The following is a 22,561-nucleotide window of genomic DNA, read 5'->3' on the forward strand; positions in this document are numbered from 1 at the left end:
CAGTGCCAGAGCATCTGTTTTGTGGGAGGCCGCCCCTGCGGGCGAATGACGGCCAGCGCAGAACGAGCTTTCGCGAGCAGGGGCTCGCTCCCACAAAAACATCGGGCATGGGCGTTCAGAACAAAAAATAGCGTTGCGTCATGGGCAGGCTGGTGGCCGGTTCGCACACCAGCAGCTGGCCGTCGGCGCGCACCGCATAGGTCTGGGCATCGACTTCCATGCAGGGCGCGTAGTCATTGTGGACCATGTCTTTTTTGCCGACTTGGCGAATGTTCTTCACAGCGCTCAGTGTTTTGGCCAAGCCATAACGCGCACCGATGCCCGCCTGCAAACCCGCCTGCGAGACAAAGGTCAGCGAGTTGCGCGTGAGCGCACCCCCAAAGCTGCCAAACATGGGCCTGTAATGCACCGGCTGCGGTGTCGGGATGGACGCATTGGGGTCGCCCATGGCTGCCAGCGCGATGAAGCCGCCTTTCATGATGAGAGCGGGCTTCACACCAAAAAATGCGGGTTTCCAGATCACCAGATCGGCCCACTTGCCCGCTTCGATGCTGCCCACTTCGTGGCTCATGCCGTGCGCAATCGCAGGGTTGATGGTGTATTTGGCGATGTAGCGTTTGACACGGGCGTTGTCGTGGCGGTCCGTGTCGCCGGGCAGGCTGCCGCGTTGCTGCTTCATTTTGTGTGCGGTCTGCCAGGTGCGGATGATGACCTCGCCCACCCGGCCCATGGCCTGGCTGTCGCTGCTCATCATGCTGATGGCACCCAGGTCGTGCAGGATGTCTTCGGCCGCAATCGTTTCCTTGCGGATGCGGCTTTCGGCAAAGGCCAGGTCTTCGGCAATCGCCGGGTCCAGGTGGTGGCAGACCATGAGCATGTCCACATGCTCGTCGAGCGTGTTGATGGTGTAAGGCCGTGTGGGGTTGGTCGACGACGGCAGCACATTGGCTTCGCCCACCACCTTCAAAATGTCGGGCGCATGCCCGCCGCCCGCGCCTTCGGTGTGAAAGGTGTGGATGGTGCGGCCTTTGAAGGCGGCCACCGTGTCTTCGACAAAGCCCGACTCGTTGAGCGTGTCGGTGTGGATGGCCACCTGGGTGTCGGTTTCTTCGGCCACGCTCAGGCAGTTGTCGATGGCTGCGGGCGTGGTGCCCCAGTCTTCGTGCAGCTTCAGGCCAATCGCGCCTGCGCTGATCTGTTCGTGCAGCGCGGCAGGCAAGCTGGCATTGCCCTTGCCCAGAAAGCCCAGGTTCATCGGAAAGGCGTCGGCCGCCTGCATCATGCGTTCGATGTTGAAGGGGCCGGGCGTGCAGGTGGTGGCAAAGGTGCCGGTGGCCGGGCCGGTGCCGCCGCCCAGCATGGTGGTCACGCCGCTGGCGAGCGCTTCGTCAATCTGCTGCGGCGCGATGAAGTGGATGTGGCTGTCGATGCCGCCTGCGGTGACGATCAGGCCTTCGCAACTGATGATCTCGGTGCCGGGGCCAATCACAATGTCCACGCCCGGTTGGGTGTCGGGGTTGCCCGCCTTGCCAATGGCTGCGATGCGGTTGCCTTTGAGGCCGATGTCGGCCTTGACAATGCCCCAGTGGTCGATGATGAGGGCGTTGGTCAGCACGCAGTCCATCGCACCTTCTTTGTTGGTGCGCTGTGATTGCGACATGCCATCACGGATGGTTTTGCCGCCGCCGAACTTGACCTCTTCGCCGTAGCCCCCGGCTTGCAGCGTGAAGTCTTTTTCAACTTCGATCACCAAGGCCGTGTCGGCCAGGCGAACCCGGTCGCCCACGGTGGGGCCGAACATTTCGGCATAAGCGCGTTTGTCGATGTGGGCCATGTCAAGTGGCTTTCTGTGCGTTGTCGTTCAGGAGGATGTCGGGTGCACCGTCAAGTGGCCCGTTGGTCAGGCCCCGAAAACCGAACACCACGCGGTCACCGGCGTAGTCCACCAGTTCTACCGTGCGTTGCTGGCCGGGCTCAAAACGCACGGCGGTGCCCGAGGCGATGTTCAGCCGCATGCCTTGTGCCGCAGCGCGGTCAAAGCGCAGGCCTGCGTTGGTCTCGGCAAAGTGGTAGTGCGAGCCCACCTGAATGGGGCGGTCACTGGCGTTTTGCACCACCAGCGTGCAGGTGCGACGGCCCACGTTCAGGGCGTGTTGGCCGGGGTCAATCAAAAGTTCTCCGGGGGTCATACGCGACTCACTTTTTTCCCAAATAAACAGCCAGGGCCACCAAGCCGGTTGCGACCACAAAGCCGAGCACGTCGGTGCTGTGCCAGTGGGAACCTCCCAGGCCGTGCCCGTCGTGTGCCCAAGCGGCAGAGCCCAGATTCAAGAGGGCGAAAGAAAGTGTCAAAGCCAAATTTTTCATGGGTGTCCTTTTGAATGTTCAAACGATGGGTTGGTGCACGGTCACCAATTTGGTGCCGTCCGGGAAAGTGGCCTCCACCTGGATGTCGGGGATCATTTCGGCGATGCCGTCCATCACGTCGGCACGCGTCAAAACGGTGCGGCCTTCGCTCATGAGTTGGGCCACGGTCTTCCCGTCCCGTGCGCCTTCCATGACGGCGGCGCTGATCAGCGCAATGGCTTCCGGGTAGTTGAGTTGGAGTCCGCGCGCTTTGCGGCGCTCGGCCAAAAGGCCTGCTGTGAAGATCAGCAGCTTGTCTTTTTCTCGAGGGGTTAATTCCATTTTGGTGCGTTCTGAAAGAGTGGGTGCATTGAATGCATCCCATCAAGCAAAGAGCGTGCCCTTTATAGGGGCTTGGAAAATTTCTAGGGCAATGCCATGGCCATGAAGTGGGTGCAAGGGTTCTGCTTTGGGTTGGCACGCCGCTTGCAAGAGAGGTTCCAGCGTTGCAAGCGCTCCGCCCTTTTGTTGAACAAACCTACTTCCCTGATTGGAGTGATCTCATGATGAACCGCCGTGGCAACCTCAAAGCCCTCGCCACCGCCGCAGCCTTGGTGGCGGGCAGTTTGACTTTTTCTGTTCAGGTACTGGCCGCTGACACCATCAAGGTGGGCGTGCTGCACAGCCTGTCGGGCACCATGGCCATTTCCGAGACCGTGTTGAAAGACACCGTGCTCATGGCCATTGACGAGATCAATGCCAAAGGTGGCGTGCTCGGTAAAAAGCTGGAGCCCGTGATCGTGGACCCCGCTTCCAACTGGCCTTTGTTTGCTGAGAAAACCAAGCAGCTGCTCGGTCAAGACAAAGTTTCGGTGATCTTTGGTTGCTGGACTTCGGTGTCCCGCAAATCGGTGTTGCCCGTCGTGGAAGAAATGAACGGCCTGCTGTTCTACCCCGTGCAATACGAAGGTGAAGAGCTGTCCAAAAACGTGTTCTACACAGGCGCAGCGCCCAACCAGCAAGCCATTCCCGCAGTGGATTACCTGATGAGCAAAGAAGGCGGCGCGGCCAAGCGCTGGGTTTTGCTGGGCACCGACTATGTGTACCCCCGCACCACCAACAAAATTTTGCGCGCTTACCTGAAAAGCAAAGGCGTGAAAGATTCCGACATCGATGAGAAGTACACCCCGTTTGGTCACAGTGATTACCAAACCATCGTGGCTGATGTGAAGAAGTTTTCTGCCGGTGGCAAGACCGCTGTGGTCTCCACCATCAACGGCGACTCCAACGTGCCTTTTTACAAAGAACTGGGCAACGCGGGCCTGAAAGCCAAAGACGTGCCCGTGGTGGCCTTCTCGGTGGGTGAAGAGGAATTGCGCGGCGTGGATACCAAGCCCTTGGTCGGTCACTTGGCTGCATGGAACTACTTCATGAGCATCAAGAACCCGGCCAACGACGAGTTCACCAAGAAGTGGGCGGCTTATGCCAAAGCCAAGGGCATCGCCGGTCACAAAGACAAGCCTTTGACCAACGACCCGATGGAAGCGACCTACATCGGCATCAACATGTGGAAGCAAGCCGTTGAAAAAGCCAAGTCGACTGACACCGACAAAGTCATTGCTGCCATGGCCGGTCAAACCTTCAAAGCACCAAGTGGCATCACCAGCAAGATGGACGAGAAAAACCACCACCTGCACAAGTCGGTGTTCATCGGCGAGATCAAGGCCGATGGCCAGTTCAACGTGGTGTGGAAGACACCGGGTCCGGTCAAAGCCAAGCCATGGAGCCCTTACATCCCCGGCAACGACGTCAAGCCTGACGAACCTGCCAAGAAGTGATCGGTTAAGAAGTGATCGTTTGAAAGCGTGAACCCTGTCGGAGTAGAAGCTCCGGCCTACAGGTCAATTTGTACTTTGTAGGTCGGTGGCTTCAGCCCCGACATGACTGTTTGCCGGAGCTGAGGCATCAGTCCGCAGCGTTGTCAGACCCAGAGATGAGCAAAATGAAAAAATGGATGGTGAAAGGTGCGTTGATCGTCAGCGCCGTGTGGGGCCTGACGGCTGCGCACGCCTTGACGGTTCAGGAGGCCCGTGGCATTGCGGTCGGAGAGAGCGATGCCCGCGTGGAAGCACTGGCCAAAGCGGTGGCCCAGGGCGATGAAAAAACGGCAGCCTACCTGCAGGCGCTGTCGGACGATGTCGTCAAGATCAGCAAAGACCAGGTGATCATGGTCCGTGATGGCCAGGGCACAGACCCGGTCACGGGCCAGTCGGTGCCCGTGCCTGCTGATGCCGAAGATGTGATGCTGAACAACCGCCTGCGTGGCGAACTCGACACCGCCTTGGCGGCGCTCAAGTTGTTCAGCCCTGATGTGAAGGTGCGTCGCCTGGCGGCCTTGTCATTGCTCAAAGAACCCGATGCCAGCCGCAAGCCCTTGCTGGACAAGGCCTTGGCTGCCGAAACAGATGCCACCGTGCAAAGCCTGGTGCGTCAGGCCCGCGCTGCAGCGCTGCTGGCCAGCGATGCACCCAACGACCGCTTGCTGGCCGCCCGCGAGCTGGCCGACAGTAAACAGCCCGAGACCTTGTTGTTGCTGAACCAGCGCCTGGCTGATGAGCAAGAGCCTTCGGTCAAGAAACAAATCCAGACATCCTTGGCCACAGTGCAGGACAACTTGCGCTGGGGCGAGCGCTTGGGCGCTTTGTTCACGGGGGCCAGTCTCGGCTCCATCTTGCTGCTGGTAGCGTTGGGTTTAGCCATCACTTATGGCTTGATGGGCGTGATCAACATGGCCCACGGCGAGTTGATGATGATCGGTGCCTATGCCACTTACATGGTGCAAGCCCTGTTCCGTGATCACCTGCCCGGCGCATTTGACGCTTATCTGTTGGTGGCCATTCCGGTGGCGTTCATCGCTTCGGCCCTGGTGGGCGCGGTGATGGAGCGCACTGTGCTCAAGCATTTGTATGGCCGTCCCCTTGAAACCTTGTTGGCCACTTGGGGCATCAGCCTGGTGCTCATGCAAGGCGTGCGCAGCTTGTTTGGTGCGCAAAACGTGGGTGTTGAAAACCCCTCATGGATGAGCGGTTCGCTGCAATTGCTGCCCAACCTGCAATTGCCTTGGAACCGTGTGATCATCATTGTGTTTGCCGCCGCTGTGCTGATCGGCATGTCCTTGTTGATTGCCAAGACGCGGCTGGGCCTGTTTGTGCGTGGTGTCACGCAAAACCGCCCCATGGCTTCGTGCACGGGCGTCAACACCGCCCGCATCGACACCTATGCCTTTGCGCTGGGCTCGGGCATTGCAGGTCTGGCCGGTTGCGCCCTGAGCCAGGTGGGCAACGTCGGCCCCGATCTGGGCCAAAGCTACATCGTGGACGCGTTCATGGTGGTGGTGCTCGGCGGTGTGGGCCAATTGGCGGGCACCGTGTATGCCGCGCTGGGCCTGGGCTTGGTCAACAAGTTACTCGAAGGCTGGACCGGCGCTGTGCTGGCCAAGATCTGCGTGCTGGTGTTCATCATCGTCTTCATCCAGAAGCGCCCGCAAGGCATTTTTGCGATGAAAGGCCGCAGCGCTGAAGCGTGAACAGGGGCATGAACATGACTTCATTTAAATTACCGACTCCTGCGCCCTTGTTGGGGCGTAAAGCCTGGATGGCTTTCTTGCTGGCGCTGATCGCTGTAGGCTTTTTGGCCCCGGTGCTCAATTTGTGGGTGCCTGCGGGCAGCCCCTTGCATTTGAGCGACTTCGCGGTGTCGCTGATCGGCAAGATCATGTGCTACGCCATTTGTGCGCTGGCCATGGACCTGATCTGGGGCTACACCGGCATCCTGTCGCTGGGCCATGGGCTGTTCTTCGCTTTAGGTGGCTATGTGATGGGCATGTACCTCATGCGCCAGATCGGCCAGGACGGCAACTACAAAAGCAATCTGCCCGACTTCATGGTCTTTCTGGACTGGAAAGAGCTGCCTTGGCACTGGCTGCTGTCGGACAGTTTCATCGCCACCGTGTTGCTGGTGGTGTTGGTGCCGGGCTTCATCGCCTTTGTGTTCGGTTACTTTGCTTTCCGTTCGCGCATCAAAGGGGTGTATTTCTCCATCATCACCCAGGCCATGACCTATGCAGCCATGCTGCTGTTCTTCCGCAACGAAACCGGCTTTGGTGGCAACAACGGCTTCACCGACTTCAAGCGGATCTTGGACCTGCCGATTGCCACCCCCAACATGCGCATGGTGCTGTTTGTCATCACCGGTTTGACACTGCTGGGCTTTTACTTGTTCTCGCGCTGGCTGGTGGGCAGCAAATACGGCCGCGTGCTGCTGGCCATTCGCGATGCAGAAACGCGGGTCATGTTTTCGGGCTATTCGCCACTGCCTTACAAGTTGAGCATCTGGGTGATCTCGGCCGTGATGTGCGGCATTGCTGGGGCTTTGTACGTGCCACAAGTGGGCATCATCAATCCGGGCGAGATGAGCGCAGCCAACTCGATCGAGATCGCGGTGTGGGCAGCCGTCGGTGGCCGTGGCACCTTGATCGGCCCGATCGTCGGGGCCTTTTTGGTCAACGGCGCTAAAAGTTGGCTGACGGTCACAGCGCCTGAATTCTGGTTGTACTTTTTGGGTGCGCTGTTCATCGCGGTCACCTTGTATTTGCCGCAAGGCGTGGTGGGCCTGGTTGCCAAGATCAAGGCCCAGCTTCTGACGAAAAAAGGCGGTGCCGCATGACGCCCGATCTCTTGCAAAAAGGGGCCCAGCGTGTGGCCGAACACGCCAAGCTGCTGAGCCAATCGACCGAGTCCGGTGGCCGCAGCGCAGGCTATGGCCGCGTGGTGCAAGACGCCAAAGAGGTCGATGTGACCCATGGCCGCATTCTGTACCTGGAAGACGTGAGCGTGAGCTTTGACGGCTTCAAGGCCATCAACAAGCTGTCGCTCGACATCGCGCCGGGCGAGCTGCGTTGCATCATCGGCCCCAACGGTGCGGGCAAGACCACCATGATGGACATCATCACCGGCAAGACCCGCCCTGACGAAGGCAGCGTGTTCTTTGGCAGCATCATCGATTTGCTGCGCCACAACGAACCCGAGATCGCGCAGCTGGGCATTGGCCGCAAGTTCCAAAAGCCCACGGTGTTTGAACACCTCACGGTGTTTGAAAACCTCGAACTCGCGCTCAAAACCAACAAGGGCGTCAAAGCCTCGATGTTCTTCAAGCTCGATTCAGGGCAGTCAGACCGCCTGGCCGAAGTGCTGCACACCATCCATTTGGCGGACAGCGTCAGCACCCTGGCCGGTGTGCTCAGCCACGGTCAAAAGCAATGGCTGGAGATCGGCATGCTGCTCATGCAAGACCCCAAGCTCTTGCTGCTGGACGAACCCGTCGCGGGCATGACCGACTTTGAAACCGAACGCACCGCCGAGCTGTTTTTGACGCTCAAGGGCAAGCACTCGTTGATGGTGGTGGAGCACGACATGGGCTTCATCCGCACCATCTCGGACATCGTCACCGTGCTGTGCGACGGCTCGGTGCTGGCCCAGGGCACGCTCGATCAGGTGCAGGCCGACGAGCGGGTGATTGAAGTTTATTTGGGGCGCTGATCTTGTGTGCCATGGTGGGAGGTCGCCCCTGCGGCCGAATCCCTGCATAGCCACAGCACATATTCGCGAGCAGGGGCTCGCTCCCACAAGGGATTCAATTGTTCAGGAATTGCAGTCATGCTTGAAGTCAACAACATTCACCAGTACTACGGCGGCTCCCACATCCTGCGCGATGTGAGTCTGAGCGCAGATCTTGGCCAAGTCACCGTGCTGCTGGGCCGCAACGGCGTGGGCAAGACCACGCTGCTCAAATCGCTCATGGGCTTGGTGCCCATCAAAAGCGGCAGCATCAGTCTGGCCGGGCAGAACATCAGTCTGGCCAAACCTTACGAGCGGGCCGCCGCAGGCATTGGCTATGTGCCGCAAGGCCGCGAAATCTTTGCCCGCCTCACGGTGGAAGACAACTTGCTGATGGGCCTGGCCACACAGCCTGGCGGCACATCCATTCCACCCGAGTTGTTTGAACTGTTCCCTGTTCTGAGACAAATGCTGCACCGCCGAGGTGGCGATTTGTCAGGCGGCCAGCAACAGCAGTTGGCGATTGCTCGCGCCTTGGCCGCCAAGCCGCGACTGCTGATCCTGGACGAACCCACCGAAGGCATCCAGCCCAGCATCATCAAGGACATTGGCCGCGTGATCCGCCAGCTGGCCGATGTGGGCCTGCAAGGCCAGCGCATGGCGGTGCTGTTGTGCGAGCAGTACTACGACTTTGCCGAAGAACTGGCGGACCAGTATCTGGTGATGGAGCGCGGCGAAGTCATCGCTCGAGGGCCGGGCAGCGAGATGAAAGAAAAGAGCATTCGGCAACTGGTCGCGATCTGAGCGATATCAGAGATTCCACAGCCGTGGCACCGCCCCCGGCAAGCTCCACATCTCATGCCGCCATGCGGCCCACACTTGCCGCAGCAGCTGCATGGCTGGCTCAGTCACTGGCGAGAGAACCCGCAACACCATGACCTGTTTGTGCGGTGAGGTGGCCCCGGCGGTTAAGCGCAGTGGCGATGCCTCTAGCAAATCACGGGCGCATGCCAAGGCGCGTTCGGTGCGTTCGGCCGCAATGGCGCTGCCCGCCGCAAACACCAGCGTGGCCATGCAGCGTTGACCGGCTAGGCCCAGCGGGCTGTCCATCAGTCGGGTGTCGGTGGCGCTGATCGTGCCGCGCTCCAGCCAGACGCCAGAGATTTCCATGTGTTGGCGAAACGTGCCTTGTGTGAACGGCTGATCGGCGGCGGGCAGGCCCAGCGCCGTGATGTCCCAGGTCATCATCTCGGCAGCGGGTGCCAGATCAAACACGGCGCGGTTGAGGCCGTCACATTGGTTGTAGGCGATGGCTTCGAGCGGTAGCCATTCCAGCCGTGCGTCATCCTCTACCCGCGCATGCACTTGCTGCGTGGCCAGGCCGGCGTCAGAGCGATAAAAGCGCGTGGCCCCCGGCGTGGTGACCAAGCCGTGTGCGCCAGTGCCCACGGTCACCTTCATGTCCAGCGTGTCGCCACCGACCAAGCCGCTGGGCGGGTGCACCAGCACGTTGTGGCAGACCGCATCGCCTTCGGGGTAGAGGCTTTGCAAAATGCGCAGCGGCCCTTGGTGCAGGTAGCGGGCCACAGTGCGGCCTGACTCCAGTGTGTAGTCGAGACTCAGACTGGCGAGCCAGGTCATGCCTTGGCACGCCTCTTGGGCATCATTCGCCTTGCGAGCCGCGATGGGCCCAACCGGTGGTGTGCTTTTCGATGGCGCTGAACAGTTCGTACATGATCATGGCCATCGCGCCCACGACCACCAAGCCCGAAAACGCCAAGCCCATCTGCATGGCCGAACCGGCCGAGATCAGCAGGTAACCGATGCCCTCGTTCGAGGCCGTCATCTCGGAAACCGTGGTGCCCACGAAGGCCAAGGTGATGGCGACTTTGAGCGAGCCATAAAAGTAAGGCATGGAGCGGGGCAGGCCGACTTTGATCAGCACATCCCAGCGTTTGGCACCCAGCACGCGCAACACGTCTTCCAGCTCAGGCTCCAGCGTGGCCAGGCCCGTGGCGATGTTGACCATGATGGGGAAGAAGCTGATCAGGAAAGCCGTGAGGATGGCCGGGCCAATGCCGATGCCGAACCACACCACCAAGATCGGCACGAAGGCCGCCTTGGGCAGGGCGTTGAAGGCGGTCATGAGCGGGTACACGGCGGCATAGGCCAGGCGCGAACTGCCGATGATGAAGCCCAGCAACACGCCCACCACGATGGCGATGCCAAAGCCGACCATGGTCACCCAAAAGGTGCGCCAGGCGTGGCCTGCGATCACATCGCGGTATTCCACCGTTTGCTCGGCAATGCGCCATGGGCTGGGGAAAACGAATTCCGACACGTTGAAGGCGCGGCACAGCACTTCCCAGATCAGGATGCTGACGACCAGCAAAACCCAGGGGGACCAGGTTTCCAGTGTTTTTTGTTTCATGGGGGCTTCCGCTTATTGGTTGATCGCCGCACCGGTCTTGCGCATGGCGCCGATGTGGCCGCGCAGCTCGTGCACGATGTTGGTGAACTCGGGTGTGTAGGTGACTTCCAGGTCACGCGGACGGGGCAGGTCGATCTCGCGCTTGACCACAAAGCGGCCAGGGCTCTTGCTCATCACATACACCGTGTCGGCCAAAAACACCGATTCGCGCAGATCGTGCGTGACCAGAATGACGTTGAACTTTTGCTCGGTCCACAGGTCGCGCAGGATGCACCAGAGTTCTTCCCGCGTGAAGGCGTCCAGCGCGCCAAAGGGCTCATCCAGCAGCAGCATCTTGGGTTCATGGATCAGGGCGCGGCAGATGCTGGCGCGTTGCTGCATGCCGCCTGACAGTTGCCAGGGGAATTTGTCTTCGTAACCGGCCAGGCCCACGGTGTTGAGCAGCTTGCGGGCGCGTTCCACATATTCGGCCTTTTTTTGCTTGAAGTTGGAGCGATAGGGCTCCACGATTTCGAGCGGCAGCAACACGTTGTCGAGTGTGGTGCGCCAAGGCAAAAGGGACGAAGCCTGAAAGGCCATGCCGCTGATCTTGAGCGGGCCGGTCACGGGTTGGCCATCGACCAGAATGCGGCCTTTGCTGGGCATCTTCAGGCCCGTGGTCAGCTTCATGAAGGTCGATTTACCGCAGCCCGATGGGCCGACGATGGCGATGAATTCGCCTTGCTTGACCTGCAGGTTGATGTCTTCCACCGCGAAGTGGTTTTGCGCCAGCAACTCGTCGTTGTAGGCCAGCCAGACATTCTGGAAATCGACGAATGCGTCTTGGGACATGGTGTGAACTCTGAAAAGGTCTTCTATTGATCCGGCCTAATGAAGTCTGTAACTCCAAAAACTGAGCCGTGTTGTAGGAGCCAGCCTGCTGGCGATGCAGCCCCAGGCCCACCGCCCGCCATCGCTTGCAGGCAAGCTCCTACAGAATCCGGTCTACGTAGCCCAACATGACAAACTTCATCGGACCGAATCTACAAGCTGAGTGACATCAGCGTTTGATGACGTTGCCTGCCGGTGTATTCAGCTTACTTCTTGCCCTTGGGCAAGATGTCCAGCTCTTTGCTGGTGGGCAAGAACGCGCCGTTCCAGATGTCGTCGACTTTCACGCGGGTCTTGGTGTTGAACGCGTCGGACACTTGCGAGGCCATCAAGGTCAGGCGAGGGCCGTTGATTTGGCCAAAGCCTTCGGCACGGGCCGATGGGCTGTTGATCACGGTGTCGATGGCCAGTTGCAAGCGGCGGGTTTCGAGCGCCACGTTGATGATGCCGTCACGGGCTTTGACCGATTCGATGGCTTTGGCCGGGTCGGCGATCACGTCTTTGGCACCTTTGGTGAAGGCGGTGAGGAAGGCTTTCACAGCGGCCGGGTTTTCTTTCAGAATCTTGGGCGAAGCGATGATCGCGTTGCCATACAGCTTGACGCCAAAGTCGGGGTACTGCATGACCACCACGTCTTCGGCCTTCACGCCACGCGCTTCGATGTTGAGCAGCGAGGTGAAGGTGAAGCCGGTGATGGCGTCCACGTCGCCGCGCACCAGCATGGTTTCACGCAACGGTGGGTCCATCGCGGTCCAGGCCACATTGCCAATGCTGTTGGCTTTTTGGAAGATGGGGAAGGCACGGCGACCGGCGTCAAACACGGGTGCGCCCAGCTTTTTGCCGGCCAGATCGGCGGGGGTCTTGATGCCGGATTTCTTCAAAGCCATCACCGAGGCGGGCGTGTTGTTGTAGACCATCATGATGGCCACAGGCTTGTTGGGGGCGTCGGGGTTGTTGGCGTGGAATTCCATCAACGCGGCCAAATCGGCAAAGCCCAGGTCGTAAGTGCCCGAAGCGACGCGGGTGACGGCGCCGCCCGAGCCGTTGCCCGAGTCGACGGTCACGTCGAGTTTGGCGTCTTTGAAATAACCCTTGGCACCTGGCACCAGAAAGAAGGCAGCGGGCCCCTCAAAGCGCCAGTCCATCTGGAACTTGATGGGCGTGGTTTGGGCGTGGGCGGTGCCAAAAGCGGCAGCGGCGGCCAGCACAGCGGTGGCCTTGAGGAAGAAACGCTTGTTCATGAGGGGCTCCAGGGTCAATAAACGGTGAATCTTGTCTAGCAAAATCGGTGCCATTATCGACCATGGTCCTGACGGTCTGTGTCAGGTGCATCCCCTAGAAATCCCCACTTTTGGTGCAAACCCGGGCTTGGGTTTGCACCAAAACGGGGCCTTTTGGGCTATTGAATCGGCTTCAGTGGTGGGCTTGAGCGACCGCCAGAGCGGTCATGTTCAGCACCCGGCGCACGGTGGCCGCAGGCGTCAGGATGTGCGCCGTGGCGGCCGTGCCCATCAGGATCGGGCCTACGGTCACGCCACCGCTGGTGGTGGTCTTGAGCACGTTGTACAAAATGTTGGCCGCGTCCAGGTTGGGGCAGACCAGTAGGTTGGCAGAGCCGGTCAGGCTGCTGTCTTCCAGATAAGCGCTGCGGATCTCGGGCTGCAGGGCGGCGTCGCCGTGCAGCTCGCCATCGCACTCGATGTCGGGGTGCTGGGCCACGAACAGGTCACGGGCCAGGCGCATCTTGCGGGCCGATGCGCGTTTGGACGAGCCGTAGCTGGAGTGCGAGAGGAAGGCCACTTTGGGCACGATGCCAAAGCGCTGCACTTCTTGCGCTGCCATGTAGGCGATCTCGGCCAGCTGCTCGGCGCTGGGCTCTTCGTTGACATAGGTGTCGGTGATGAAGAGCGGGCCCTGGTTGGTCATGAGGGCGTTGACGGCGGCGTAGTTGCCCACACAAGCGCGCTTGCCCAGAATGGAATCGATGCGCTCCAGGTGCGTCATGTAGGTACCGGCCAGGCCGCAGATCATGGCGTCGGCATCGCCCAAAGAGACCATCAGCGAGCCGATGATGGTGTTGGAGCGGCGCACCGCGGCCTTGGCGACATCGGGCGTTGCGCCATTGCGTTTCATGAGTTGGTGGTAATGCTCCCAATACTGGCGGAAACGTGGGTCGTCTTCGGGATTGACGTTGTCCACATCCACGCCCAGACGCATGCGCAGGCCGGCTTTTTCGATGCGGGCGGCAATGACCGAGGGTCGACCGATCAGGATCGGGTGGGCCAGCTTCTCGTCAATGGCCATCTGGGCAGCGCGCAGGGCCCGCTGGTCTTCGCCATCGGCGTAGGCCACGCGTTTGGCGCCGTTGGGCACGGCTTTGGCGGCGTTGAAAATCGGGCGCATCAGCAAGCCGGTTTGCGAGACAAAGCTTTGCAACTGCTGGCGGTAGGCCTCCATGTCGGTGATGGGCCGTGCGGCCACACCCGAGTCTGCAGCGGCTTGGGCCACAGCGGGGGCGATGCGCAAAATCAGGCGCGAGTCAAACGGCTTGGGGATCAGGTAATCGCTGCCAAAGGTCAGGTCTTGCCCGGCGTAGGCGCTGGCCACTTCTTCGCTGATGTCGGCCTTGGCCAGATCGGCGATCTGGCGCACGCAGGCGAGCTTCATGGCCTCGGTGATCTTGGTCGCGCCGCAGTCGAGCGCGCCGCGGAAGATGTAGGGGAAGCACAGGACGTTGTTGACCTGGTTGGGGTAGTCCGAGCGGCCGGTGGCGATGATGCAGTCCGGGCGGGCGGCTTTGGCCAGCTCAGGCCGGATTTCGGGCTCGGGGTTGGCCAGCGCTAGGATGATGGGCTTGTCGGCCATGGTCTTGACCATGTCCACCGTCATCACGCCGGGGGCCGAGCAGCCGAGGAACACGTCGGCGCCTTTGACGGCATCGGCCAAGGTGCGGTCTTCGGTCTTTTGCGCGTAGCGGGCTTTGGATTCGTCGTAACCGCCGGGGCGGCCTTCGTAGATCACGCCCTTGGAGTCGCACACAAAGATGTTGCTGGTCTTGACGCCCAGGCCCACCATCACGTCCAGGCAAGCAATGGCCGCAGCGCCTGCGCCCGACACGGCCACTTTGACTGCGCCAATGTCTTTGCCCACCAGCTCCAGTCCGTTGAGCATGGCGGCGGCCGAGATGATGGCGGTGCCGTGCTGGTCGTCGTGGAAGACCGGGATGTTCATGCGCTCGCGCAGCTTCTTCTCGATGTAGAAGCACTCGGGCGCCTTGATGTCTTCTAGGTTGATGCCGCCCAAAGTCGGCTCCATGCTGGCGATGATTTCGACCAGTTTGTCCGGGTCGCGCTCGGCCAGTTCGATGTCGAACACGTCGATGCCCGCGAATTTCTTGAACAGGCCGCCTTTGCCTTCCATGACGGGCTTGCTGGCCAGCGGGCCGATGTCGCCCAGGCCCAGCACGGCGGTGCCGTTGGTGATCACGGCCACCAAGTTGCCGCGTGAGGTGTATTCGTGCGCTTTGGATGGGTCAGCCGCGATGTCCAGGCAGGGGTAGGCCACGCCCGGCGAGTAGGCCAGCGACAGATCGCGCTGGTTGGACATGGGCTTGGTGGGGTTGACCGAAATCTTGCCGCGTGTGGGGTAGCGGTGGTAGTCACGGGCGGCGTCGCGCAAGGCTTGTTCGGCGGGGGAGAGGTTGTCGCTCATTGTTGTTGTCTCAATAGATCAAGTGAAAGTTTTGAAAGCGTAACCCATTTGCAAAGGGGTTTGAGGTGTGGATTACCTGCATAAAACGCAAAAAGCCAAGCACTTGGCTTGGCTTTTTTGACGGATGGATTGTGTAGGAGCCAGCCCTGCTGGCGATGGAGCGCTTGAGGACCATGGGCAATCGCTTGCAGGGCAAGCTCCTACAGGGGCAGGCCTTGTTTAATGCGCCTCGGCTTGCTTGGCGGCTTCGATCGCATCGCGGTCGTCACTGCTGGTGCCATTGAAGAACAGGTTCAGCAACACCGCACTGATGGAGGCCAGCAAGATGCCCGACTCGATCAGGGGGTGCAGGTTGTGTGGCATCCACTGTTTGAAGTTGGGGGCGATCAGCGGGATCATGCCGATGCCGATCGAGATCGCCACGATCATGGCGTTGAAGCGGTTGGTCTTGAAGTCCACCCCGCCCAGAATGCGGATGCCGGTGGCGGCCACCATGCCGAACATCACCAAGCCCGCACCGCCCAGCACCACGGTGGGCAGCGATTCAATCAGGGCAGCCATTTTGGGCAACAAGCCCAGAGCCACCAGAATCAAACCACCGGCCACGCACACAAAGCGGCTCTTGACGCCGGTGACGGCGACCAGGCCCACGTTTTGCGAGAAGCTGGTGTAGGGGAAGGTGTTGAAGATGCCGCCAATCAGCGTGCCCAGACCGTCGGTGCGCAGGCCGCGTGTGAGTGCGGCTTGGTCCACCTTTTTGTCGGTCATCTCGCCCAGCGCGAGGAACATGCCGGTCGATTCGATCATCACCACGATCATCACCAGCGTCATGGTCAGGATCAGCACGGGGTCAAACACCGGCATGCCGAAGTGGAAGGGCAAGACCACGTCAAACCAGGCGGCTTTGCCGACCTTGTCGAAGTTCATTAGGCCCATGGCCGTGGCCACAATGCCACCGATGATGATGCCCAAGAGCACCGAGATGTTGGCCAGAAAACCTTTGGCATAGCGTGCGATCAACATGATGGAGACCAGCACCAAAGCCGCAATGCCCACGCCGGTCAGGTCAGCGTATTTGGGGTTGGGCATCTTGGGCAAGAGCGCCAGATCTTTGGGCACGGCGGGCAGGGTAGAGCCCGGGGCGCTGGCGGCGGCCGCTGCGGCATCGAGCCACTGCTTGTGCTCAGGCGTCACGATGCTGGGTGCCGTGGGGCCAAAGGGGTTGCCAAAAATCCAATTGATGCCGATACGCATCAGGCTGATGCCGATCACGGCAATGATGGTGCCGGTGACCACGGGCGGGAAAAACCGCAGCATGCGGCTGACCAGCGGCGCGATCAGGATCGAGATGATGCCCGCCCCGATGATGGCGCCGAAGATCAACTGCGCCCCCATCTCGCCCGGGTTGGCGTTGGCCATGGCGACCATGGGGGCCACGGATGCGAACGTCACGCCCATCATCACGGGCAGCCGAATGCCAAACCACTGGGTGGCACCGAGCGACTGGATCAATGTGACCAGACCGCAGCAAAACAGGTCGGCCGAAATCAAATAGGCCACGTCTTGTGGGCTCAGCTTGAGGGCGCGGCCCACGATCAGGGGCACGGCCACCGCGCCGGCATACATCACCAGCACATGTTGCAGGCCCAAAGCGGCGAGCTTGCCACTGGGCAATTTCTCGTCCACGGGGTGGAGGGTTGAACTCATGGAGGGGACTCCTTGGGGGTAAACGGTCAGGAAAAATTCAAAGAAACTAGATGTGCGCTTCTTTGTGTTCCAAACTGTATACAAAATAGACGGCGATGTGATCCGTGGAAACCCTGTCTTTTAAAGGGCCTCCAAGCCGTCGCTCAGCGGGTTTCACACCGCCATCAAGGGAAACAGCGCATGGTCCATCGGTGCCCCGGCGGGCAGTTCCTGGTCCAGCCCGGGGAAGGGCGGCGAGGTCACCCAAGGCCTTGGGGCGTGGGTTATGTCGTCGCCCAAAAAGCGCACCGAGTACACGCGCCTGCGCTGGGTGCCGTCCACGCCGGCTGAGGCATGCAGGCTGAGCATGTGAAAACACACCAGATCGCCCGGCTGCAAGTCCCAGCCCAGGATCGGGAAGTCGTCGCGGTGGTTTTCGATGTCGGGCAGCTCGGCCAGCGAGCCTTCGGGGAACCATTTGGCCTGGTTCGTCATGAAGGTGCGTGGCATGAGCCAAGGGCCACGGTGTGAACCCGCGATGAATTCCAGCGTGGAGGGGCGGGACACCGGGTCCACCGGAATCCAGAAGCTGATGTTTTGCAGGCCGTCCACGTTGTAATAAGGCTGGTCCTGGTGCCAGGGCGTGCGCTGGCGCGTGCTGGGTTCCTTGACCAGCAGGTGGTCGTGGTACAGGCGCACCGTGGTGCTTTGCATCAGGCGCTGGGCCAGAGCGGCCAAGGGCGTGTCAAAAATGAAGCGCTTGAACTGCGGGATGTCTTGCCAGTTGCAAAAGTCTTCAAAAAAGCGCCCCGGGTCGTCTGGCCGACTGGCCACCATGCCGCGAGGGCTGGGGTGGGCCAGATTGGCCTCGATGCCATCGCGCAGCAGGGCCACTTCTTCGGGCGTGAACAGCTTGCGGATGCAGACCGCGCCATCGCGCTGGTAGTCGGCCACGTCCTGGTCGGTGGTGCAGGCCTGCACGCGCTGGCGCAGGGTCTCAAGCAGGGGCGCTGTCATGCTCAGGCCAGCAAATCCAAGAGCGTGCGTGCGATCACTTTGGTCGCCCGGCGCAGGTCTTCGAGTTGCACATGCTCGTCCGAGCGTTTGGCGTTGGATTCGCGCACGGTGCGGGGGCCTGCGCCGTAGATCACGCCGGGGATGCCGCGTTCCACGTACAGGCGCACGTCGGTGTAGAGCGGCGTGCCCACGGCGGGGATGGCTTCGCCAAAGACATCGCCGCCATGTTTCTGGATCGCGTCCACCAGCGGCTGGTTGCCTGCCAGCGGCTTCATGGCGTTGGCCAGCAGCATGCGGCGCACATCTACCTTGAGTTGCTTGCCGCCGCGTGGCGGGTTGAAGCTGGCAGCGGCGTCTTCAATCGTTTTACGGATGGACGCTTCGACTTCTGCTGGGTTCTCTTCGGGGATCATGCGGCGGTCGAGTTTGAAGACGACCTTGCCGGGCACCACATTGGTGTTGGTGCCGCCACTGATTTGGCCCACGTTCAGATAGGGGTGGGTGATGCCTTCGACCTGGGAGGTCACTTTCAGGTATTGCGTGTTCAGCGCGTGCAGGGCGTTCAGGATGTGCACCGCGCCTTGCAGCGCGTCGGTGCCGCTGTCGGGGATGGCGGCGTGCGCCATCTCGCCTTGCACGGTGACTTCCATTTGCAGGCAGCCGTTGTGTGCGGTGACGACCTGGTAGCTGAAGCCTGCCGCGATCATCAGGTCGGGCTTGGTCAGGCCCTTGGCCAGCAACCAGCCGGGGCCCATTTCGCCGCCAAATTCTTCGTCGTAGGTGAAGTGCAGTTCCACGCCGCCTTTGAGGGGGGCGTTCAAGGACTCCAGTGCGCGGGTGGCAAAGGTGAAGGTGGAAAAGTCGCACTTGCTCACGGCGGTGGCGCGGCCGTACATCGCACCGTTGTGGATTTCGCCCCCGTAGGGCGGGTGTGTCCAGCCTTCGCCGGGGGGCACCACGTCACCGTGGGCGTTCAGAGCAATGGTTTTGCCCTCGCCATATTGGCGGCGCACGATCAGGTTGGTGATGGACTCCAGGCCGTAGGCTTTGACTTCGGAGGCGGGCACGTGGTGCTTTTCAGCCACAAAGCCCATGGGTGCCAACAGCTCGGCCGTGCGCTCGGCGTGCGGCGCGTTGTTGCCGGGCGGGGTGTCGGTGGGCACCTGCACCAGGGCCTGCAGGAATTTGACCTGCTCGTCGAAGTGCGCGTCGATCCAGGCGTCGAGTTGTGCGTATTGTTGGGCGGTAGCGCTCATGACAGTTCCTGAGTGAGTTGGGTCAAAACATGGGTGAAGGCGTCGACGCACAACTGCATGTCGTCGCTGGTGGTGGATTCGAGCGGGTTGTGGCTGATGCCCGCGTTTTCGCCGCGCACGAACAGCATGGCCTGCGGCATCACTTCGTGCAGCTTCATCGCGTCGTGGCCTGCGCCGCTGGGCAGTTTGAACAGGGGCACGCCCAATGCCTTCACAGCGTTTTCCCAGCGGGCTTGCCACTCGGGGGCGCTGGGCGCGGCGGCGGCGCTCATGGTCATCTCGGCGGTGTGGCGTACGCTGCGGCGTTCGCAGATGACCTGCAGCTGGGCCAAGATGTCGGTCACCAGCGCATCGCGCTGCGCATCGGTGGGGGCGCGCATGTCGAGGCTGAAGGTGCAGCGGCCGGGCACCACGTTGATCGAGCCATTGGGCACATTCAGCTGGCCGATGGTGGCCACCGAATCGCCATCTTTCGCGGCGCGTTGCTCCATGTAGAGCGCCAGTTCGGCCACGGCGCAGGCCGCGTCGCGGCGGCGGTCCATGGGAGTGGTGCCTGCATGGCTGGCGGTGCCAATCACTTCGCACAGGTAACGCACGCTGCCGTTGATGGAGGTGACCACGCCCAGCGGGATGTTCACTTCGTTGAGCACCGGGCCTTGCTCGATGTGCACTTCGACAAAGCCGAGGTACTGCGCCGGGTCGCGTTGAATTTTGGGGATGTCGTCCACGCACAAACCGGCGTGCTGCATGGCCGCACGCATGGTGATGCCGTCGGCGTCCTGCTGCTCCAGCCATTCGGGTTGGAAGTCACCGATCAGCGCACCCGAGCCGAGGAAGGTGGCCTTGTAGCGCTGGCCTTCTTCTTCGGCAAAGGCCACGACCTCGATGCCAAACGGCAGGCGTTTGCCCTGTTTGTGCAGTTCGCTCACGCAGGCCATGGGCACAAAGATGCCCAAGCGACCGTCGTATTTGCCGCCATTGCGCACGGTGTCGTAGTGGCTGCCTGTGAGCAGGTATTTGCCGCCAGCTTTAGCCGGGTGGTAGCGGCCCACCACATTGCCCACGGCGTCGGTGTAAACCTCGTCAAAACCGCAGTCGCGCATGTTTTGGGTGATGCGCTGGGCGCAGGCGCGGTGCGCGTCGGTGAGGTAAGTGACAGTGAGCTGACCCGCTTCGGCAAAGCCGGGGTCCGAGTGTTGCGCGAGTTTTTCCTGCCAATCCCAAACCAAGTGGCCCAGGGTGGGTTCCACGCCGAACTTGTCGTTCAGGCGGATTTCGACGATGCGGTGGATGTTGCGCAGGCACTCTTGCAACTCGAATTCGGGGTGGCCATGCAGGCGGCGCTCAAACGCGTCAATGATCTGCTGCTTGTTATAGCCCACACCGCGTGGGCCGCGCACCGCGAGGATGAAGGGCCAGCCGAATTTGGCGTTGTAGTCGGCGTTGAGCTTCTGGATCTTGGCAAACTCTTCGGGCGTGCAGTCGGTCAGGCCCGCCTTGGTCTGCTCGTTGGTGGACTCGGCCGTCAGCGTCTTGCTGACCATGGCCTTGCCCGCCAGCTCCGGGTGGGCGCGGATCAGGCCCAGCTGCGCGTCGCGCCCGGCCTTGGCCAGCACTTCGCACATGGCGTGCTTCAGGTGGGCCAGTGAGGTGAAGGGGCGTTCATTGAGCGCCTGCTCGGCGATCCAGGGCGAGTGCTCGTACAGGCCATCGAGCATCTGCGCGGCGTCTTCACGGCTGGCGCTGTTGAGTTGTTCCAAAGTGATGGGCATGGATGTCTCTGTGGGAGGCCGCCCCTGCGGCCGAATGTCTTTGGAGTGGGCATTCGGCCGCAGGGGCGACCTCCCACACAATGTCAGTCCTTGTAGGGGTGTGTCGCCTTCCAATGCCGCGCAATGTCCAGGCGCCGTGCCACCCAGACCTTGTCGTGCGACTGGATGTGGTCCAGAAAGCGTTGCAGTGCGGTGATGCGGCCCGGGCGGCCTAGCAGGCGGCAGTGCATGCCGATGCTCATCATCTTGGGGGCGTTGTCGCCATTGGGGTCACCCTCGGCGTACAGCGCGTCAAAGGTGTCCTTCATGTACTGGAAGAATGGGTCGGCGTGCGAATAGCCCTGCGGCAGTGCAAAGCGCATGTCGTTGCAGTCCAAGGTGTAGGGCACGATGAGTTGCGGCGCATCGGTGCCATCGCTTTTGCGCACTTTCATCCAGAAGGGCAGGTCGTCGCCGTAGTAGTCGCTGTCGTACTCAAAGCCGCCAAAGTCGGCGACCAGACGGCGCGTGTTGGGGCTGTCGCGGCCGGTGTACCAGCCCAGGGGCCGTTCACCGGTGAGCTTTTGCAAAATGTCCATGGCCTCGGCCATGTGGGCGCGCTCGGTGGCTTCGTCGATGTTCTGGTAATGAATCCACTTGAGGCCATGGCAGGCGATGTCGTAGCCCAATTCCTTGAAGGCGGCTGTTAACTCTGTGTGCTTTTGCAGCGCGGTGGCCACGCCAAACACGGTGAGCGGCAGCTTGCGTTTTTCAAACTCGCGCAGGATGCGCCAGACGCCCGCACGCGAGCCGTATTCGTAAATGCCTTCCATGCTGATGTGCCGCTCGGGGAAGGACGCCGGGTTGAACATTTCGGACAGGAACTGCTCGGAGCCCGCATCGCCGTGCAGCACCGAGTTCTCGCCGCCTTCTTCGTAATTCAACACAAACTGCACGGCCACACGTGCGCCGCCCGGCCACTGGGCGTGCGGCACATGGCGGCCGTAGCCCTTGAGGTCGCGGGGGTAGGGGAGGGTGGAATCGTAGGTGCTCATGGCGGTGTTCAATGCAAGGGTCAGGCCAGGGCCAGAGAAATGTCGTGAGTGGGCACTTGGCGGTCGAAGGTCAGGCTTTCTTCCACGTGCAGCAAATGCTCGTGCATCAAGCGCACAGCTTGGTCCGCGTCTTGGGCGGCCAGCGCGGCCACGATGGCTTCGTGCTCGTCGGTCGAGTGCTCGGCTTCGTTGCGCGACTGGTACATCAGCGTGATCAGCGCGCAGCGCGAGATCAGCTCGCCCAGCACCTGGGCCAGTACATCGTTGTGCATCAGCTCGGCCATGCGCACATGAAAGTCGCCCAGCAGTTCGGTGCGACCGGTCACGTCGCCCTGGGTCACGGCTTCGCGTTCTTGCTTGATGTGTTCTTTCAGGGCCGTGATCTGCTCAGGCGTGACCTGCTGCACAAAGGCACGGGTCATCTCGGCCTCCAGCATGCGGCGCACAGCAAACACCTGCTGGGCTTCTTCGACCGAAGGGGCGGCCACAAAAGCGCCACGTGCTGGTTCGAGCTTGATCAAACGGTTTTGCGACAACTGGAACAAGGCTTGCCTGACCAGCGTGCGCGAGACGCCAAAGTGGTCGGCCAGCTTTTGCTCGGCCAGTTTGGAGCCGGGCAAGAGCCGGTGTTCGACGATCGCCCGGGTGAGCGATTCGACGATGTGGTGCGTGGTGGATGTTTCCATGTCTCGGTGGCCTCAACGGCTGTTTTTTGAAATGATAGCCACTAAATGCAAAATTGTATACACTTAGGTCGACCGGATTAGGCGATGCCTTTTGCCCTTTTTCTGAACCACCCCAAACACCTTTAAGAAGCGAGCAA

General features: G+C 61.1%; 20 protein-coding genes. 5 read left to right on the forward strand and 15 right to left on the reverse strand.

Features of this window, described 5'->3' with window-relative positions:
- Positions 1-115: 115 nt before the first annotated feature.
- Genes ureC through ureA form a run of 4 tightly spaced genes read right to left on the reverse strand, consistent with a single transcriptional unit; the run spans position 116 to position 2,688 of the window.
- Complete coding sequence (ureC, locus tag ACZ5VE_RS02955; protein ID WP_464456586.1) at positions 116-1,834, reverse strand: urease subunit alpha; 1,719 nt, start codon at positions 1,832-1,834, stop codon at positions 116-118.
- A 1-nt stretch (position 1,835) separates the two neighbouring features.
- Positions 1,836-2,189 (reverse strand): urease subunit beta, encoded by a 354-nt coding sequence (locus tag ACZ5VE_RS02960; protein WP_464456587.1) that lies wholly within the window; start codon positions 2,187-2,189, stop codon positions 1,836-1,838.
- A gap of 7 nt (positions 2,190-2,196) precedes the next feature.
- Positions 2,197-2,367, reverse strand: coding sequence for a hypothetical protein (locus tag ACZ5VE_RS02965; RefSeq protein ID WP_464456588.1), 171 nt, complete (start codon positions 2,365-2,367; stop codon positions 2,197-2,199).
- 18 nt (positions 2,368-2,385) lie between these two features.
- On the reverse strand, positions 2,386-2,688 hold the full coding sequence (gene ureA / locus ACZ5VE_RS02970; RefSeq protein ID WP_464456589.1) for an urease subunit gamma: 303 nt from the start codon (positions 2,686-2,688) through the stop codon (positions 2,386-2,388).
- A gap of 224 nt (positions 2,689-2,912) precedes the next feature.
- Here ureA and urtA point away from each other — a divergent pair, with 224 nt between their 5' ends.
- The 5 genes from urtA (at position 2,913) to urtE (ending at position 8,765) form a co-directional block, all read left to right on the forward strand.
- Positions 2,913-4,184, forward strand: a complete 1,272-nt coding sequence (urtA, locus tag ACZ5VE_RS02975; RefSeq protein WP_464457426.1) for an urea ABC transporter substrate-binding protein — start codon at positions 2,913-2,915, stop codon at positions 4,182-4,184.
- A 164-nt stretch (positions 4,185-4,348) separates the two neighbouring features.
- Positions 4,349-5,932, forward strand: coding sequence for an urea ABC transporter permease subunit UrtB (gene urtB / locus ACZ5VE_RS02980; RefSeq protein WP_464457427.1), 1,584 nt, complete (start codon positions 4,349-4,351; stop codon positions 5,930-5,932).
- 14 nt (positions 5,933-5,946) lie between these two features.
- Positions 5,947-7,071 carry an urea ABC transporter permease subunit UrtC gene (urtC, locus tag ACZ5VE_RS02985; protein WP_464456590.1) on the forward strand — a complete coding sequence of 375 codons (1,125 nt, stop codon included), beginning with the start codon at positions 5,947-5,949 and terminating at the stop codon, positions 7,069-7,071.
- Positions 7,068-7,943, forward strand: coding sequence for an urea ABC transporter ATP-binding protein UrtD (gene urtD / locus ACZ5VE_RS02990; RefSeq protein WP_464456591.1), 876 nt, complete (start codon positions 7,068-7,070; stop codon positions 7,941-7,943). Before urtC ends, urtD begins: the two co-directional genes overlap by 4 nt.
- Before the next feature lie 117 nt (positions 7,944-8,060).
- Positions 8,061-8,765 carry an urea ABC transporter ATP-binding subunit UrtE gene (urtE, locus tag ACZ5VE_RS02995; protein ID WP_464456592.1) on the forward strand — a complete coding sequence of 235 codons (705 nt, stop codon included), beginning with the start codon at positions 8,061-8,063 and terminating at the stop codon, positions 8,763-8,765.
- Between the two features lie 6 nt (positions 8,766-8,771).
- On the opposite strand, the gene ACZ5VE_RS03000 is transcribed toward urtE, so the two are convergent.
- The 11 genes from ACZ5VE_RS03000 to ACZ5VE_RS03050 form a co-directional block, all read right to left on the reverse strand.
- On the reverse strand, positions 8,772-9,602 hold the full coding sequence (locus ACZ5VE_RS03000; RefSeq protein ID WP_464456593.1) for an urease accessory protein UreD: 831 nt from the start codon (positions 9,600-9,602) through the stop codon (positions 8,772-8,774).
- A 22-nt stretch (positions 9,603-9,624) separates the two neighbouring features.
- Complete coding sequence (locus tag ACZ5VE_RS03005; RefSeq protein ID WP_464456594.1) at positions 9,625-10,392, reverse strand: ABC transporter permease; 768 nt, start codon at positions 10,390-10,392, stop codon at positions 9,625-9,627.
- 12 nt (positions 10,393-10,404) lie between these two features.
- Positions 10,405-11,223 carry an ABC transporter ATP-binding protein gene (locus ACZ5VE_RS03010; protein ID WP_464456595.1) on the reverse strand — a complete coding sequence of 273 codons (819 nt, stop codon included), beginning with the start codon at positions 11,221-11,223 and terminating at the stop codon, positions 10,405-10,407.
- Between the two features lie 245 nt (positions 11,224-11,468).
- Complete coding sequence (locus ACZ5VE_RS03015; protein WP_464456596.1) at positions 11,469-12,503, reverse strand: ABC transporter substrate-binding protein; 1,035 nt, start codon at positions 12,501-12,503, stop codon at positions 11,469-11,471.
- 172 nt (positions 12,504-12,675) lie between these two features.
- Positions 12,676-14,973 carry an NADP-dependent malic enzyme gene (locus tag ACZ5VE_RS03020; protein ID WP_464456597.1) on the reverse strand — a complete coding sequence of 766 codons (2,298 nt, stop codon included), beginning with the start codon at positions 14,971-14,973 and terminating at the stop codon, positions 12,676-12,678.
- A gap of 219 nt (positions 14,974-15,192) precedes the next feature.
- Positions 15,193-16,680 carry a nucleobase:cation symporter-2 family protein gene (locus tag ACZ5VE_RS03025; RefSeq protein WP_464456598.1) on the reverse strand — a complete coding sequence of 496 codons (1,488 nt, stop codon included), beginning with the start codon at positions 16,678-16,680 and terminating at the stop codon, positions 15,193-15,195.
- Positions 16,681-16,833: 153 nt separating this feature from the next.
- Positions 16,834-17,676 (reverse strand): phytanoyl-CoA dioxygenase family protein, encoded by an 843-nt coding sequence (locus ACZ5VE_RS03030; protein WP_464456599.1) that lies wholly within the window; start codon positions 17,674-17,676, stop codon positions 16,834-16,836.
- A 2-nt stretch (positions 17,677-17,678) separates the two neighbouring features.
- On the reverse strand, positions 17,679-18,932 hold the full coding sequence (locus ACZ5VE_RS03035) for a M20 family metallopeptidase (protein ID WP_464456600.1): 1,254 nt from the start codon (positions 18,930-18,932) through the stop codon (positions 17,679-17,681).
- On the reverse strand, positions 18,929-20,704 hold the full coding sequence (uraD, locus tag ACZ5VE_RS03040; protein WP_464456601.1) for a 2-oxo-4-hydroxy-4-carboxy-5-ureidoimidazoline decarboxylase: 1,776 nt from the start codon (positions 20,702-20,704) through the stop codon (positions 18,929-18,931). The genes ACZ5VE_RS03035 and uraD overlap by 4 nt, the downstream gene beginning before the upstream one ends.
- Positions 20,705-20,787: 83 nt before the next feature.
- Positions 20,788-21,738, reverse strand: coding sequence for an allantoinase PuuE (gene puuE / locus ACZ5VE_RS03045; RefSeq protein WP_464456602.1), 951 nt, complete (start codon positions 21,736-21,738; stop codon positions 20,788-20,790).
- A gap of 20 nt (positions 21,739-21,758) precedes the next feature.
- Positions 21,759-22,424 carry a GntR family transcriptional regulator gene (locus tag ACZ5VE_RS03050; protein ID WP_464456603.1) on the reverse strand — a complete coding sequence of 222 codons (666 nt, stop codon included), beginning with the start codon at positions 22,422-22,424 and terminating at the stop codon, positions 21,759-21,761.
- Between the last annotated feature and the right edge of the window lie 137 nt (positions 22,425-22,561).

Source organism: Limnohabitans sp. INBF003, from assembly GCF_055396645.1.

What these genes read in the sequence shown, in the direction of transcription:
- urtE (WP_464456592.1), top strand. Translation starts at nt 8,061, where the DNA reads ATGCTTGAAGTCAACAACATTCACCAGTACTACGGCGGCTCCCACATC.
- urtC (WP_464456590.1), top strand. Translation starts at nt 5,947, where the DNA reads ATGACTTCATTTAAATTACCGACTCCTGCGCCCTTGTTGGGGCGTAAA.
- ACZ5VE_RS03050 (WP_464456603.1), bottom strand. Translation starts at nt 22,424, where the DNA reads ATGGAAACATCCACCACGCACCACATCGTCGAATCGCTCACCCGGGCG.
- ACZ5VE_RS03005 (WP_464456594.1), bottom strand. Translation starts at nt 10,392, where the DNA reads ATGAAACAAAAAACACTGGAAACCTGGTCCCCCTGGGTTTTGCTGGTC.
- urtB (WP_464457427.1), top strand. Translation starts at nt 4,349, where the DNA reads ATGAAAAAATGGATGGTGAAAGGTGCGTTGATCGTCAGCGCCGTGTGG.
- ACZ5VE_RS03030 (WP_464456599.1), bottom strand. Translation starts at nt 17,676, where the DNA reads ATGACAGCGCCCCTGCTTGAGACCCTGCGCCAGCGCGTGCAGGCCTGC.
- urtD (WP_464456591.1), top strand. Translation starts at nt 7,068, where the DNA reads ATGACGCCCGATCTCTTGCAAAAAGGGGCCCAGCGTGTGGCCGAACAC.
- puuE (WP_464456602.1), bottom strand. Translation starts at nt 21,738, where the DNA reads ATGAGCACCTACGATTCCACCCTCCCCTACCCCCGCGACCTCAAGGGC.
- ureC (WP_464456586.1), bottom strand. Translation starts at nt 1,834, where the DNA reads ATGGCCCACATCGACAAACGCGCTTATGCCGAAATGTTCGGCCCCACC.
- ACZ5VE_RS03015 (WP_464456596.1), bottom strand. Translation starts at nt 12,503, where the DNA reads ATGAACAAGCGTTTCTTCCTCAAGGCCACCGCTGTGCTGGCCGCCGCT.
- uraD (WP_464456601.1), bottom strand. Translation starts at nt 20,704, where the DNA reads ATGCCCATCACTTTGGAACAACTCAACAGCGCCAGCCGTGAAGACGCC.
- urtA (WP_464457426.1), top strand. Translation starts at nt 2,913, where the DNA reads ATGAACCGCCGTGGCAACCTCAAAGCCCTCGCCACCGCCGCAGCCTTG.
- ACZ5VE_RS03020 (WP_464456597.1), bottom strand. Translation starts at nt 14,973, where the DNA reads ATGAGCGACAACCTCTCCCCCGCCGAACAAGCCTTGCGCGACGCCGCC.
- ACZ5VE_RS03035 (WP_464456600.1), bottom strand. Translation starts at nt 18,932, where the DNA reads ATGAGCGCTACCGCCCAACAATACGCACAACTCGACGCCTGGATCGAC.
- ACZ5VE_RS02960 (WP_464456587.1), bottom strand. Translation starts at nt 2,189, where the DNA reads ATGACCCCCGGAGAACTTTTGATTGACCCCGGCCAACACGCCCTGAAC.
- ureA (WP_464456589.1), bottom strand. Translation starts at nt 2,688, where the DNA reads ATGGAATTAACCCCTCGAGAAAAAGACAAGCTGCTGATCTTCACAGCA.
- ACZ5VE_RS03000 (WP_464456593.1), bottom strand. Translation starts at nt 9,602, where the DNA reads ATGACCTGGCTCGCCAGTCTGAGTCTCGACTACACACTGGAGTCAGGC.
- ACZ5VE_RS02965 (WP_464456588.1), bottom strand. Translation starts at nt 2,367, where the DNA reads ATGAAAAATTTGGCTTTGACACTTTCTTTCGCCCTCTTGAATCTGGGC.
- ACZ5VE_RS03010 (WP_464456595.1), bottom strand. Translation starts at nt 11,223, where the DNA reads ATGTCCCAAGACGCATTCGTCGATTTCCAGAATGTCTGGCTGGCCTAC.
- ACZ5VE_RS03025 (WP_464456598.1), bottom strand. Translation starts at nt 16,680, where the DNA reads ATGAGTTCAACCCTCCACCCCGTGGACGAGAAATTGCCCAGTGGCAAG.